13 protein-coding genes and 1 pseudogene are annotated in these 14,325 nt (G+C 64.0%); 10 read left to right on the top strand and 4 right to left on the bottom strand.

Features of this window, described 5'->3' with window-relative positions; genetic code table 11:
* Positions 1–8: 8 nt before the first annotated feature.
* The 3 genes from ACIP1G_RS19855 to ACIP1G_RS19845 all read right to left on the bottom strand — a co-directional run bounded on the left by ACIP1G_RS19855 (position 9) and on the right by ACIP1G_RS19845 (position 3,300).
* Positions 9–1,391, bottom strand: coding sequence for an NAD(P)/FAD-dependent oxidoreductase (locus ACIP1G_RS19855; protein ID WP_400740195.1), 1,383 nt, complete (start codon positions 1,389–1,391; stop codon positions 9–11).
* 312 nt (positions 1,392–1,703) lie between these two features.
* A complete protein-coding gene (locus ACIP1G_RS19850) occupies positions 1,704–2,474 on the bottom strand; it encodes an SDR family NAD(P)-dependent oxidoreductase (protein WP_400740193.1) in 771 nt (256 codons plus the stop codon).
* Complete coding sequence (locus ACIP1G_RS19845) at positions 2,467–3,300, bottom strand: transporter substrate-binding domain-containing protein (protein ID WP_400740190.1); 834 nt, start codon at positions 3,298–3,300, stop codon at positions 2,467–2,469. The genes ACIP1G_RS19850 and ACIP1G_RS19845 overlap by 8 nt, the downstream gene beginning before the upstream one ends.
* Positions 3,301–3,635: 335 nt before the next feature.
* Between ACIP1G_RS19845 and ACIP1G_RS19840 the strand changes: the two genes are divergently transcribed.
* The 10 genes from ACIP1G_RS19840 (at position 3,636) to ACIP1G_RS19795 (ending at position 13,322) form a co-directional block, all read left to right on the top strand.
* Positions 3,636–4,472 (top strand): transporter substrate-binding domain-containing protein, encoded by an 837-nt coding sequence (locus ACIP1G_RS19840; RefSeq protein ID WP_400740188.1) that lies wholly within the window; start codon positions 3,636–3,638, stop codon positions 4,470–4,472.
* Positions 4,473–4,528: 56 nt separating this feature from the next.
* A complete protein-coding gene (locus ACIP1G_RS19835) occupies positions 4,529–5,350 on the top strand; it encodes an amino acid ABC transporter ATP-binding protein (RefSeq protein ID WP_400740186.1) in 822 nt (273 codons plus the stop codon).
* Between the two features lie 10 nt (positions 5,351–5,360).
* Positions 5,361–6,032 carry an amino acid ABC transporter permease gene (locus tag ACIP1G_RS19830; protein ID WP_400740183.1) on the top strand — a complete coding sequence of 224 codons (672 nt, stop codon included), beginning with the start codon at positions 5,361–5,363 and terminating at the stop codon, positions 6,030–6,032.
* Positions 6,033–6,042: 10 nt separating this feature from the next.
* Complete coding sequence (locus tag ACIP1G_RS19825) at positions 6,043–6,708, top strand: amino acid ABC transporter permease (RefSeq protein WP_133971182.1); 666 nt, start codon at positions 6,043–6,045, stop codon at positions 6,706–6,708.
* Between the two features lie 25 nt (positions 6,709–6,733).
* Positions 6,734–7,609, top strand: a complete 876-nt coding sequence (locus tag ACIP1G_RS19820; protein ID WP_400740180.1) for a dihydrodipicolinate synthase family protein — start codon at positions 6,734–6,736, stop codon at positions 7,607–7,609.
* Between the two features lie 138 nt (positions 7,610–7,747).
* Positions 7,748–9,028: an NAD(P)/FAD-dependent oxidoreductase gene (locus tag ACIP1G_RS19815; RefSeq protein WP_400740178.1), complete on the top strand. Its 1,281-nt coding sequence runs from the start codon at positions 7,748–7,750 to the stop codon at positions 9,026–9,028.
* A complete protein-coding gene (locus tag ACIP1G_RS19810; protein ID WP_400740176.1) occupies positions 9,025–10,506 on the top strand; it encodes an aldehyde dehydrogenase family protein in 1,482 nt (493 codons plus the stop codon). The genes ACIP1G_RS19815 and ACIP1G_RS19810 overlap by 4 nt, the downstream gene beginning before the upstream one ends.
* Positions 10,507–10,515: 9 nt before the next feature.
* Positions 10,516–11,541 carry a proline racemase family protein gene (locus tag ACIP1G_RS19805; RefSeq protein ID WP_400740173.1) on the top strand — a complete coding sequence of 342 codons (1,026 nt, stop codon included), beginning with the start codon at positions 10,516–10,518 and terminating at the stop codon, positions 11,539–11,541.
* Positions 11,542–11,742: 201 nt separating this feature from the next.
* Entirely contained in the window at positions 11,743–12,450 is a 708-nt protein-coding gene (locus ACIP1G_RS19800; protein WP_400740171.1) for a GntR family transcriptional regulator, read from the top strand.
* A 116-nt stretch (positions 12,451–12,566) separates the two neighbouring features.
* Positions 12,567–13,322, top strand: coding sequence for an SDR family NAD(P)-dependent oxidoreductase (locus ACIP1G_RS19795; RefSeq protein ID WP_400740168.1), 756 nt, complete (start codon positions 12,567–12,569; stop codon positions 13,320–13,322).
* A 150-nt stretch (positions 13,323–13,472) separates the two neighbouring features.
* On the opposite strand, the pseudogene ACIP1G_RS19790 reads toward ACIP1G_RS19795, so the two are convergent.
* A pseudogene (locus ACIP1G_RS19790) lies at positions 13,473–14,222 on the bottom strand (TonB-dependent receptor domain-containing protein); the annotation flags it as partial.
* Positions 14,223–14,325 lie beyond the last annotated feature (103 nt).

The following is a 14,325-nucleotide window of genomic DNA, read 5'->3' as shown; positions in this document are numbered from 1 at the left end:
TCTCCTTATCAATGGGCGCCGGTGAGCTTTTCCAGCAGCATCGCGGTACGTGAAGGTTTGTGGGTGTAGCGCTCTTCCATGTCGCTGAGCGACGCGGCGGCAAGGCCGCTGTTGATACCGAACCAGCGCAGCGGTTCTGGCTCCCAGGACGGCGAGCGGTGGTTGACCAGGGGCAGCGTGTTGATGCCTTCAACACGCCCCAGAATCAGGTTGCGCAGGATGCGCCCTGCCAGGTTGCTGGTGGCCACGCCGTCACCGACGTAGTTCCCGGCCCAGGCCATGCGGTTGTTGCGGTCGATACTGACGGTCGGGCACCAGTCACGCGAGACGCCCAGCGCACCGCCCCAGCGGTGGGTGACGCGGGTATCGTGCAGGGCCGGGAAGAACTCCAGCATGGTGTCGTAGATCTTGCCGTGGATGCTGTCCACCAGGTCGGCCTGCTCGGGCATCACCGAACCCCATTTGTAGGGGGCGCCACGGCCGCCGAACACCAGCCGGCCTTCGGCGGTGACCTGGCCATAGACACGCAGGTGGCGCATGTCGTTGAAGGCCATGCGGTGGTCGAGGTTGAGCCTGGCCAGCAACTCGCGTGGCAACGGCTCGGTAGCGAGCACCAGCGAGTACAGTGGTATGACGAACCGCGACTTGCCCGGCTGCTGCGAGGTAAAAGCCTCGGTGGCGCGCACGGTCATCTCGGCGCGTACCGAGCCGCGCTCGGTGTGCACCACGCCTGGGGCCATCTGGGTGACCGCCGATTGCTCGTAGATCTTTGCGCCCAGGCTCTCGACCAACCTGGCCAGGCCGCGCACCAGCTTGCCCGGGTGAATGAGTGCGCAGTGCTCGGTGTACAGGCCACCCAGCGTGCCTTCGGCACCGGTCCTGGCATGGGCCTGGGCCGCATCCAGCACCTGCCACTGGTCGGGCAGGCCGAAGCGTGCCGAAGACTCCACCGCTGCCCGTGCCCGAGCCAGTTGCGGGGCGCTGCGGGCCAGGGACAGGAAGCCCTGCTTGGCGTAGTCGGCATCAACCCCTTCCAGCGCCAGCACCCGGCCAATTTCGTCGACTGTATCGTTCATGGCCGCTTGCAACTGCAAGGCCGCGTGGTGCGAATACAGCTGCTCCACCCGGTGCAGTGAGATCGGGAAGATCGCCGACGCCCAGCCGCCGTTGCGGCCCGAGGCACCGAAACCGACCGCGTTCTTTTCCAGGAGCACCACGCGCAGCGACGGGTCGCTCTTGAGCAGGTAGTAGGCGGTCCACAGCCCCGTATACCCGGCACCGACAATCACCACATCGGCGTCGGTTGCACCGTCGAGGCGGGCGCGTAGCTCGCTCGCGGCAAACCAGAGCGGTTTGTTGGGTATCAGGGACAAATCGGATTTCGCTGACATGCTGGTGGCTTCCCGTTGGCGTTTGCGACTGGTGTAAGGGGGCTTTTGTTTGTTGTGACCAGTGCGTGTTGGCCTGAGGTTATGCGGGGTTGGCCGGGGGCGATATCGACAGTTTCCAAGACCTGGATTTGTGAACTGTACAAATGTATGAAATAGATCTGAGATTTTGCGGCTGCTTCGCAGCCCATCCGACCGGTCCGGCGCCCCGGCAAGGCCGCTCCTACAGGGGTACGCAACCGCCTGGGGCCTAACGCGATTTCCTGTAGGAGCGGCCTTGCGTCGCGAAAGGGGCGCAAAGCGCCCCCAGGGGCATCAGCGGATATAACTGCCGCCATTTACATCCAAGGTCGCCCCGTTGAGCGACACCTGCGAAGGCCGCAGGGCAAACGCCACCAATTCGGCAATCTCGCCCGGGCTGGCCATGCGCCCCACCGGGATGTCCGCCACCGCCGCCGCCTCGCCATGTTGGGCAATGAACTGTTCGGCCATGTCGGTGCGCACCCAGCCTGGAGCAATCGCCAATGCCACCACGCCCTCCCCGGCCACGCTGCGCGCCAGTGACTTGGTCAGGTTGACCAACGCTGCCTTGCTGCTGCCGTACGGCAGGGCATCCGCCGCATAACCACGCTGGGCGGCGCGGCTGGCCATGTTGATGATGCGCCCGCCGCCATGCGCACGAAAATGCGCCACGGCCTCGCGGCACAGATCGGCTGCGGCGAAGAAGTTCACCTGGAACTCGCGGCGCCAGGCCGCACGCCACTGCGCCGAAGGTGCGTCCAGCGGGATTTCAGTACGGATACCGGCATTGTTGACCAACCCATGAATGCGCCCTCCCGCCAATTCCAGCGCGGCCTGCCAGAGTTTGTCCGGCCCGTCGTCTTCGCTCAGGTCGCCCTGCACGATCCAGCCGTTGCCGCCAATGCGCGCCAGCAATTGCTCGGCACCTTGGGCATCACGGCTGAAGTGGATCAACGCCTTGGCGCCTTCGGCCACCAGCCGTTCGACGATCGCAGCGCCAATGCCGCCAGAGCCTCCGGTTACCAGCACGATCTGCCCGGCCAACGGGCGTGCGAAATCACTCATGCTTGTTCACCTCGGCGTTGGCGGCGAGCGAGGCCTTGTCGACCAACCGCTGGATGTCACCGGTCTCGCGGCGCTGCGACAGGTAGATGTTCAACACCTGCAGGTCGGCCGGGGAAATATCGCGGCGCACGCCAAACGACACGCCCTGCTTGGCCAATGCCGGTTTGGGCAGGATCTCGCGGGCCCAGCCGGGGTTGGCCAGGGCGAACAGGTGGTTGGTATCACTGGCGTCCACCAGCACATCGGCGCGCTTGGACATCACCGCCAGGCGCGCTTCGTCCATGCCGGGCAGGCGCATGATCTTGCCGTTGCGAATCACCGAGGAAATGGCCTTGTCCTGCGCGGTACCGGACATCACCGCAAAGGTCACCTCCGGCTTATCGAGCGCGCTGATGTCGTCCTTCACCTCGGCCAGCTTGGGGTTGTCCTTGTTCACCAGCAGCGACACCTGGTAATCGGTGGCCGGCACGGTGAAGCCAACGGCCAACGCCCGCTCCGGCGTCTGGTTCAGGGCCATGGCCAGGTCCCACTTGCTGCTCTGCAAGCCGGCCACCAGGTTGTCCCAGTTGGTATCGACGAAGGCGACCTTGACCTTCAGTACCTTCTCGCCGAAGTCGCGGCACAGGTCGACGAAGTAGCCACTGTAGTCACCACTTTTGGCATCGCGCATCACATAGGGCGCGGCCACCGCAGCGCCGCAGCGCAATACGCCGGCCTTTTGCACGTCCTGCCAGATCGAAGTTTCTGCAGCCTGGGCCAGCGTGGCCGCACACAGGCCGGCAGCGATGACCAGCGCCTTGAGGGAAGACGGAGTTGGAAGATGCATGGTGGACCTCACTGATAGTCGTTGTTGTTGGCAGGAAGGTATGGCGGCAAATCTGTATGCAAGCTTGAATCCTAGACTGCGCCCAGAACTGCACAAATTAAACCAGCATTTACTAACGTTCGGTCATGGGAAGACTCAACCATGAGCAAGAAAGCACCTCCCACGGCATTCCTGCCTGCTGGCAAAAAATTTCTTGCCACGTGTTGACAGCTTCGCCGACACAGGAATAGCCTGAATACAGCACTGCACACATTGCAGGATTCAACAAAACATACTGCGATCTATTTTTTGCTAGCTCTTCTGCCTACAAGAACAAATCACCGGAGAGATTCAAAATGGCATGGTCCCTTTCCCGCACAGTCGGTGGCGGCATCGCTTGTCTCACCGCAGCACTGGCACTTGTGATGCAACCCGCCGCACACGCCGACACGCAAACCTGGCAAAACGTGCAAAAGGCCGGCGTCCTGCGCTGCGGCGCGGCAGTGGCAGCCCCTTACGTGATGCGTGACCCGGCCTCTGGGCAGTACAGCGGCTACTTCGTCGACCTGTGCCGCGACTTCGCCGAGCAGGTGCTGAAGGTAAAAGCGCAGTTCGTCGACACCAGCTGGGACAACCAGGTGGCCGGCCTGCAAAGCGGCAAGTGGGACATGGCCATGGCCCTGAACCAGACCCCGGAACGCGCCCAGGCCGTGGCCTTCTCGGTGCCGGCCACCGACTACCAGATCTCCTTCCTCAGCAACGGGAAAAACCCCAAGTTCAGCAGTGCCGGCAGCAACCTGGCCGACTACGACAAACCCGGGGTGACCATCGCCGTGATCTCCGGCACCGCCGCCGACAAGGCCGTATCGGCCGCCATCACGCGCGCCACGCTGATGCGCCTGCCCGGCTCCGATGAAACCCGCATGGCGCTGATGTCGCGCCGCGCCGATGTGCTGGCCGATGCCAACGACACCAACCACTTGTTCGCCCTGGCCCATAGCTGGGTGAAAGAAGTGTTGCCAGTACCGGCGCTGGCCAGGCAAGGCGTGTCGTTTGCCTTGGCGCGCAGCACCCCGGCCGCCGACCTCGCCCAGCTCGATGCCTACCTCAGCCAGCGCCGCGCCAGCGGTGAGATTGACCAGCTGGTGGACAAGGCCTCGGCCGAGATCATTGCGGGCCAGAAAGCCCAGTAACTCCCGCTGACTTGCCGAGGGTGCCGGCCAAGGGCGCCCTCGCGGAGACGACTGTAATGACCACTCCTCATTTGGTGGCTGCCCAGCCACAGGCTTCGCTCACCCCAAATTCCGCCCTGGGCGGCGATTTCATCCAGCTGCGCGGCGTGCGCAAGGCCTACAGCGAACAGCTGGTGGTGATGGACCAGATGCAACTGGACATGCGCGCCGACGATCGCCTGGTGATCATCGGCCCGTCCGGCAGCGGCAAGAGCTCGCTACTGCGAGTGCTGATGGGCCTTGAAGGTATCCAGGGCGGCAGCATCCAGTTCCAGGGCAAACCGTATATCGACGGCAGCCGCAAACAGGGCAAGCCACTGGACGAAACCCTGCACAAGCAGATTGGCATGGTGTTCCAGCACTACACCCTGTTCCCGCACCTGTCGGTGCTCGGCAACCTGATCCTGGCGCCGGTCAAGGTGCACGGCATGGGCAAGGCCGAGGCCACCGAAAAGGCCCGTGCCTACCTCGCCCGCCTGGGCCTGGAAAGCAAGCTGCACGCCTACCCCAGCCAGTTGTCCGGCGGGCAGAAACAACGCGTGGCGATTGCCCGGGCCCTGATGCTGGAGCCACGCCTGATGCTGTTCGACGAAGTCACCTCGGCGCTCGACCCGGAAATGGTCATCGAAGTGCAGAACGTGATGATGCAACTGGCCGAGCAGAAGATGGCGATGATCATCGTCACCCACGACATGCACTTCGCCCGGCACATCGCCACCCGCGTGGTGTTCTGCGCCAACGGCAAGGTGGTCGAGCAAGGCCACCCCGAACAGATCTTTACCCAGCCTCGGGAAACACGCACACGCGAGTTCCTCGAGAAGGTCGTGCAGTTCGATTGAGGGCGCCGCGATGAACTACCAATTCGACTTCCATTTTCTCAACGGCAGCCTGCCGGCCCTGCTCGACGGGCTGAAGGTGACGCTGGAGCTGGCCCTGGTCTCGAACCTGATCGGCCTTGTCCTCGGCTTCGTGCTGTGCCTGCTGACCCTGAGCCGCTGGTTCTTCATGCGCTGGCCGGCGCAGCTGTTCATCGAGTTTTTCCGCTGCACCCCGGCGCTGCTGCAGATCGTCTGGTTCTTCTACTGCGTGCCGATGCTGTTCGACGTGTTCATCGACCCGATCGCCATGGGCTTCCTGGCGCTGGGGCTGAACCTGACCGCGTTCAACGCCGAGGCCTACCGTGCAGGGGTGCAGGCGGTGCCGCGCGAACACCTGGACGCCTCGGTTGCACTTGGCCTGAAGGGCTGGCAACGCACCCTGTACGTGGTACTGCCACAAGCGCTGCGCAGCGCCCTGCCGGTACTGATCACCAACGGCATCGGCACCCTGCAGCAAAGCGCACTGGTGGCCATCGTCGCCGTCGCCGACCTGATGTACGTGGGCAAGAGCCTGGCCACCGAAGCCTACCGCCCGCTGGAAACCTACACCCTGATCGCGCTGATCTACTTCGCCCTGTCGTTGCCGATCGCGCAGCTGGTGCAGTGGTTCGAACGGCGCCAGGAACTGGCCGCGCAGCGCTGAGGAGAATGTCATGCCACTCGATTTTTCAGTTGTCCTGCACTACTGGCCGGTGCTGCTCAAGGGCCTGGCCCTGACCCTGGCGTTCACCGCAGTGTGTGCCCTGTTGGGCAGCCTGCTGGGCTTCGTGGTCAGCCTGCTGCGCCAGGTAAAGCTGAAGCTGCTGCGCCTGCCACTGACCCTGTACGTGGAGTTCTTTCGCGGCACACCACTGCTGATCCAGCTGTTCTGGGTGTTCTTCTGCTTCCCGGTGGTGTTCGGCCTGGATATCCCGCCGTACGTGTCGGTGCTGATCGCCCTGACCCTGTACATGGGTGCGATCACCAGCGAGACCTTCCGCGGGGCGCTCAAGTCCATTGCCGGCGAACAGCACGACGCCTGCATCGCACTCGGCCTGACTTCACGGGTGAAGGTGCTGTACGTGGTGTTCCCCCAGGCCCTGCTGCGCTCGGTACCGCCGCTGCTGTCGAACGTGGTCAGCCTGTTCAAGGAGAGCGCGCTGATCTCCTCGGTCGGGGTCGCCGACCTGATGTTCGTCGGCCAGAACATTTCCAACAGCACCGCCCGCCCGGTCGAGTTCCTCTCGGCAGTGGCCGTCATCTATTTCCTGGTGGCGTTCCCGCTCACCCGCCTGGTCGGTGTGGTCGAGGGGCGCCTGCTTCGTCGCTACGCCTACTGATACCTTCCCCAAGGAGAGTTACCCGATGAAACTCAACGGCATCCTGCCCGCCCTGGTCACCCCGTTCGACGCCGCTGGCAAAGTCGACCACGACACCCTGGCCGCCATCCTCGAGCACCAGCTGGCAGCCGGTGTGAAAGGCTTCGTGCCGCTGGGCTCGACCGGTGAATACTACGCCCTGGCCAACGACGAACGCCGGCAGATCCTGGCCACCGTCAAGGAAGTGGTCGGCGACCGCGGCACGCTGATTGCCGGCGCCAACGGTTCCTGCACCCGCGAAGTGCTGGAGCAGATCAAACAGACCGTCGACGCCGGCTACACCAACCTGCTGATCGCCCCGCCCTACTACGCGCTGCCGTCCCAGGAGGAGCTGCTGGCCCACTACAACACCATCCTCTCGACCTTCCCCGAGATCAACGTGGTGCTCTACAACTACCCGATCCGCACCAACGTCGAAGTGGGCCTGGACGTGATCGCCGCGCTGCACCAGCACCCGCGGGTGATCGGTATCAAGGAAAGCAGCGGCAACCTGTTGCGCGCTATCGAGATTGGTGAGAAATACAAGGGCATCCAGCTGTCGTGCGGTTCCGACGACCAGGCCCTGGACTTCTACCTGTGGGGCGCCGACAGCTGGATCTGCGGCCCGGCCAACATCTTCCCGGAGAAGGTCGTGGCTTTCCACAACGCGTTCACCGGCGGCGATATCCGTGGTGCCCAGCAGATCATGCGCAGCCTGTTCCCGGCCATGGCCAACCTGGAAAGCGGCAAGTTCGTGCAGAAGGTCAAGTACGGCACCGAGCTGGCCGGCTTCAAGGTCGGCCCGGCGCGTGCGCCACTGCTGCCGCTGACCGAGGACGAGAAGGCCGAGTTCCGCAAGGTGTTCGAGACCTCTCAGGCCTGATGCTTTCCCTTTGTAGGAGCAGCCTTGCGCTGCGAAGAGGCCAGTCCAGGCACTACAGCTCTACTGGGCATACCGGCCTCTTCGCAGCGCAAGGCTGCTCCTACAAGGACCTCACACACCCTTTAGAGCATGTGATCCATGAACAACCCGCACCCCTTACCGCAACAGGCTGTAGTCATCGGCGGCGGCATTGTCGGCGTGTGCTGCGCGCTGTACCTGCAGCGCGACGGCCACCGGGTCACCCTGATCGATCCCGCCGCCCCCGGCGACAGCACCGCCAAATGGAGCTGCGGGCAGATGGCGGTCAGCGAAGTCATCCCGCTGTCCAAGCCTGGCATCCTGATGAAAATCCCCGGCTGGCTGCTCGACCAGAAAGGCCCGCTGGCCCTGCGCCCCAGCGCCCTGCCCGGCATCCTGCCGTGGTTCATGCGCTTCCTCGCCTGCGCCCGGCCATCAAAAATCAACGAAATCGCCCAGGACATGGCGCGCCTGACCCAGCATGTGTACGAAGACTATGCACCGCTGCTGGACGCCTGCCCCGACAAGACCCTGCTCGGCGACCGTCCCATCCTGGAAGTGTTCGACTCCCCGGCCGGCCTGGAACACGAGCGCCCACACCTGGAATTGCGCAAGCAATTGGGCTTCCGCTCCGAAGAGCTGAACGGTGGGCAGATCAGCGACCTGGAACCGGCCCTGGCCGGCAAGTTCCAGCATGGCCTGATGTTCCCCGACTGGCGCGCGGTGAACGACACCGAAGGCTTCATCGCCGCCCTCACCGAAAGCTTCATTGCCCAGGGTGGCGTGCGCGTGCGCCAGCGAGTGGTGAAGATCGATGAACTGCACGACAAGGCCACCGGCGTCACCCTGCAAGACGGCACACGCGTGCCTGCCGACCTGCTGGTAGTCGCTGCCGGCACCGGTGCCCGCGCCTTCTTCGACTCGCTCGGCGTACACATCCCGTTGGCAGGCATCGCCGGCTACCAGGCAGTGCTGCCGCAGCCAGGCGTGGAAATCCGCCACTCGGTGATCTACGCCGATGGCGGTTTCTGCTTCGCCCCGATGACCCGCGGCCTGCAGATCGGCGGCACCATCGAGTTCGCCGGCGCCAATGCCGAACCCAATTTCAAGCGTGCCGAAATCATCATGGAAAAGGCCCGCCGCGTACTGCCGCAACTGAACATCCAAGGCATGGAGTTCGGTGTCGGCTATCGGCCATTCCTGCCCGACACCAAACCCGTGATCGACCGTTCGCCGCGCCTGAAAAACGCCATCCTCGCGTTTGGTCATGGTCAGCTCGGGCTCACGCTTGGCGCCACCACTGGCCGCCTGGTGAGTGACCTCGCCGCTCAACGCAGCCCCAGTCAAAATCTTTCTGCATTCAGTGCCCGACGCTTTGCCGTCCTTGGAGGAAACGCATGAACCGCTACGATCAGTTCTACATCAATGGCCAGTGGGTCAGCCCGATCAAGGGCGGCAGCTTCAATTCGTATGACCCAAGCGATGAAAGCCTGATCGCAAGCGTTGCCTGCGGCACTGCCGAGGACGTGGATGTGGCGGTGAAAGCCGCCCGCGACGCCTTCGACAATGGCCCGTGGCCGCGCCTGAGTGGCGCCGAGCGTGGCGCTTACCTGCGCAAGATCGCCGACGGCATCCGCGCCCGCCAGGAAGCATTGGCCGAACTGGAAGTGCGCGACAACGGCAAGCCGTTCCCCGAAGCCATGTGGGACATTGGCGACACCGCCGGCTGCTTCGACTTCTACGCCAACCTGGCCGAAGAGCTGGATGCCCGACGCGAACAACCGGTGACCTTGGCCGACGACCGCTTCAGCTCGCTGGCACGCAAGGAGCCGATCGGCGTTGCCGGTGCCATCGTGCCGTGGAACTTCCCGATGCTGATGGCTTCGTGGAAGATCGCCCCGGCCCTGGCCGCCGGTTGCAGCATCATCCTCAAACCGGCCGAGCAAACCTCGCTGACAGCGCTGGAGCTGGCGCGCATTGCCGATGAAGCCGGCCTGCCGGCCGGCGTGCTGAACATTGTCACCGGCCCGGGCTCCACGGTCGGCGCGGCAATTACCGCGCACCCTGGCGTCGACAAGCTGGCCTTCACCGGCAGCGTGCCGGTGGGCAGCCGCATCATGCAAGCGGCCGCCCAGGACATCAAGAACGTCACCCTGGAGCTGGGCGGCAAGTCGCCGTTCGTGATCTTTGCCGACAGCGATATCGAACAGGCCGTCGAGTGGATCATGTTCGGCATTTTCTGGAACAAGGGCGAAGTCTGCTCTGCCACCTCCCGCGTGCTGGTCGAACGCGCCGCCTACGAACCGCTTTTGGCACGCCTGGCGCAAGAGACGCGCAAGATCAAGATCGGCAACGGCATGGAAGCAGGCGTGCTGCTAGGCCCGCTGGTCAACCGCAGCCAGTACGAAGGTACCCTGCAAGCCATTGCCCGCGGCCTGGAGGAAGGCGCGCGGCTGGTATGCGGCGGCGAACGCCCGGCGCACCTGGACAAAGGCTTCTACCTGCAACCTACGGTGTTCGCCGATGTGCCGGAAGACAGCTGGGTGTGGAACGAGGAAATCTTCGGGCCGGTGGTGTGCATCCGCCCGTTCGACAGCGAGGACGAAGCGGTAAGATCGGCCAACAACTCGCGCTTCGGCCTGGGTGCCGCCGTCATGTCCAAGGACCTGCAGCGTTGCGAGCGCGTGGCACGCAAGTTCCGGGCGGGCATCGTCTGGATCAACTGCTCGCAGCCAACCTTCACCGAAGCACCGTGGGGCGGTTACAAACAGAGCGGCATTGGCCGCGAACTGGGCGAATGGGGCCTGAACAACTACCTGGAAACCAAGCAGATCACCCGCTACGACAGCGAGCAGCCTTGGGGCTGGTACATCAAGTGAGGTAACACCATGCGTTGGAAACAGACTCTGCAGTTGGCCGAAGTGCACTGCGAAGGTGAAATCGGCAAGGTCATCACCGGCGGCGTGCTGGGCATCCCCGGCGCCACCCTGCTGGACAAGATGAACTACATCAACGAGGTGGACGACAGCCTGCGCCGCCTGGTGACGCTGGAGCCGCGCGGCTGCCTGCAGATGTCGGTCAACCTGCTGCTGCCGCCGACCCGGCCGGAGGCCCACGCGGGCTTTATCGTACTGCAGGCCGACAAGGCCCACCCCATGTCTGGCAGCAACTGCATCTGCGTGGTCACCGCCCTGCTGGAGCTGGGCATGCTGCCGATGCAGGAACCACAAACCACCGTGGTGCTGGATACCCCGGCCGGCCTGGTCACCGCCCGTGCCCAGTGCGCGGACGGCCGCTGCCTGAGCGTGTCGCTGGACATGGTGCCCGCCTTCGTCGAGCACCTGGACCTGGCCATCGAGACCGAGCAGTTCGGCACCCTCAAGGTTGATGTGGCGTTTGGCGGCGTGTACTACGCCCTGATCGACGTGGAACAGACCGGCCTGTCGATCGCCCCGGAACATGCCCGCGTCCTGGCCGATGCCGGCGTGGCCCTGAAAGACGTGATCAACCGCCAGCTGAACATCCAGCACCCGCTGCTGCCGTCAGTCAACGAAGTGGCTTACGTGATGTTCCGCAACCGCCTGGACTATCGCACCTATCAGACCTGCACCACCCTGCCGCCGGGGCGGGTCGACCGCTCGCCGTGTGGCACCGGCAGTTCGGCTAACCTGGCCACCTTGGCGGCACGCGGGTTGGTTCAGGCCGGTGACCAGCTGGTGTCGCGCTCGACCATTGGCGGGCAGTTCCAGGTCGAGTTGCTCGGCCACAGCGAAGTCGGCGGGCGGCCGGCAGTGCTGCCACGGGTGACCGGGCGGGCCTGGCTGTATGGCTTGCAACAGCTGGGCGTGGACCCGGATGACCCCCTGGCTGCCGGGTTCATGCTGAGCGACACCTGGGGGGCCGGTATTTCCTGACCGCTAAAGGCTTGCGCAAAACCTGGGGCTTGCGCAAATCCCTGTAGGAGCGGCTTTAGCCGCGAACACCGGCGCAGCCGGTGCCATGCACCGCGTGGGGTTCTTCGCGGGCAAGCCCGCTCCTACACAGGGCCCAGTCAACCCGGGATGATAATTACAAGGGCCCGCCTGTATGATACGGGCGAGCCCAACCGAGACCTGATGATGGCCAAAGATACCGACACCGAAGGCGCACCACGACGCCATAGCGGCCGCTACATATACGAAGAACTGCGCAAACAGATCCTCACCCTCAAGCTCAAGCCCGGGGTGCAGCTGGACGAAGTGTCGCTGGCCGCGCAGTTTGGCTTGTCGCGCTCGCCGGTACGCGATGCCCTCGCCCGCCTGATCACCGAAGGCCTGGTGGTGATCCTGCCGAACCGCACCACACTGGTGACGCCGTTCGAGATCGAGGAATTCCCCAACTACATTTCCGCCCTGGACCTGATCCAGCGCGCCGTCACCCGCCTGGCCGCCACCCAGCACCGCGAAGAAGACCTGGCAGCCATCCGCAAGGCCGACGCCGCCTACCTCAAGGCCGTGACCAGCGGTGACTTCCAGGCCATGTCCGAACTGAACAAGGCCTTCCACATGGCCATTGCCCACGCCGGGCGCAACCCCTATTTCATCAACTACTACGAACGCCTGCTAGGCGAAGGCCAGCGCTTGCTGCACCTGCACTTCGACCACGTGGTCAGCTCGGCCAGCGCCACCCGCCTGGGCCGCGACCACGATGAAATCATTGAAGCCATTGCCGCCCGCGACGCCGACGCCGCCGAAGCCGCCGCACACGAACACACCATGCTGTTCCAGCGCCGCTTCCTCGACTACATGCAGCAGAACCTGACAGCGCGCATGTCCATCGCCTGACCCGCAAAGCGCCCTGACCCACGTTGCCGGGACTGATCACTTCAGTCCTGTTGACACTCGCACACCTACTCACTATGTTGCATGCAACCCTGCACACAATAAAAAAGGAGTCATCGATGAACAGGTTCGAGAACAAAGTGGCAATCGTGACCGGTGGTGCGGGAGGCATTGGCGCAGCCATTGCCAGCCGGCTGGCCAGCGAAGGCGCAACAGTGGTGGTGAGTGACGTCAACCTGGACGCGGCGCAGGCCGTTGCGCTGGCCATTGCCGAGGCCGGTGGCCAGGCATTGGCCATGGCTGCCGACATTGCTTCGGGCGAGGCCTGCCGCAGCCTGGTGCAGGCAGTTGCCAGCGAATTCGGGCGCATCGACGTGCTGGTCAACAATGCCGGCATCAACCGCCGCGGCAACCTGCTGGCGCTTAGCGAAGAGGACTGGCACAGCAGCTTTGCGGTCAACCTGGACGCCATGTTCCACCTGTGCCGGGCCGTGTTGCCGGGCATGATCGAAGCCGGTGGTGGCGCTATCGTCAACACTGCCTCGCAGTGGGGCCTGTACCCGGCGCCTGGGCACATTGCCTATAACGTGACCAAGGCAGCGGTGGCCTCGTTTACGCAGAACCTGGCGCGTGACTATGCGCCGCAGAAGATTCGCGTGAATGCGGTGTGCCCGGGCGAGATCCACACGCCGATGCTCGAGGCGGGCGTGTTGCGCTCCGGCCGCACCATTGCCGACCTGGACCGCATGGTGCCGTTCGGGCGTATTGGCAAACCGGAAGAGGTGGCGGCGCTGGTGGCGTTCCTGGCGTCGGATGAAGCGGCGTTCATGTGTGGGTCGCTGGTGGAGATTACCGGGGCGCAGGCGGTGGCCTGACACATGTTGGGGGCGCTGTGCGCCCCTATCGCGACGCAAGGCCGCTCCTACAAGGGGACCGCGTATTCCTGCCGTTATGCGGTCCCTTGTAGGAGCGGCCTTGTGTCGCGATGGGCTGCAAAGCAGCCCCAAACTCTCCCCGCAACCACCCTACCTGAACTGATACTCCAACCCCGCCCCCGCATACCACGAACGCCCAGGCGCCGCCTCGTAGTATCGCCCGTTGCTATCCCCGACAATCACCGAGCCCACATACTGCCGGTCAAGCAGGTTGTCCAGGCGCACCAGCTGGTGGAACGTCCACGCCCCGACATGCTGTTCAAAGCGCGTACGCCAGTTGAACACGGCATACGCCGGTGCCGCCTTGGCGTCGTTGCTGTCGTCTACATACACCTTGCTGCGGTACTGCCCTTCAACCCCCATGCTGACCGACGCAACAGGCTTCCACACCAGCTCGCCATACAGGTTGTCCAGTGGAACACCTGGCAACCGGTTGCCACTTTCGATGGCCTGGCTGACATCTTCGGCGTAACGCGCATCGGTGCGGGTGTATACCACGGTGGTCTGCCACTGCTCGCTCAAGTCACTCTGCAGGCTCGCCTCGAAGCCACGCCGTACCGTGCGTCCGGCATTGCGATAGCTGGTGCGGCCACCGCTGGCGCTGGCAACGACAATTTCATCATCTGTCTGAATCTCGTACACCGCCGCATTCAACCGCGTGCGCTCGTTCAGCCGATACTTCACACCCATTTCATACTGCATGCTGGTGGCAGGCTTGAGCCCGAAGTTGAAGCTTTCGACTTCGCCCGCTGCGTAGGCCATTTCTGCCTGGGTGGGGGTTTCGAAGCCTTTGCCAACGCTCACATAGCCACGCAGGTTCGGGGTGAAGGCGTACATCACCTACTGGCGGGCAGCGTCAGCACCTCCGGCCTTGCAGCCACCGATACGCCTGCTACCGTGCTCATCGAGCCGTTGGTGGTCACCGGCGCCTATGCGCCGACCA

Source organism: Pseudomonas sp. NPDC089392 (genome assembly GCF_044749595.1).
Taxonomy (GTDB): domain Bacteria; phylum Pseudomonadota; class Gammaproteobacteria; order Pseudomonadales; family Pseudomonadaceae; genus Aquipseudomonas.
Note: the sequence above shows the minus strand (reverse complement) of the source record. Positions and strands in the feature narration are given on the sequence as shown.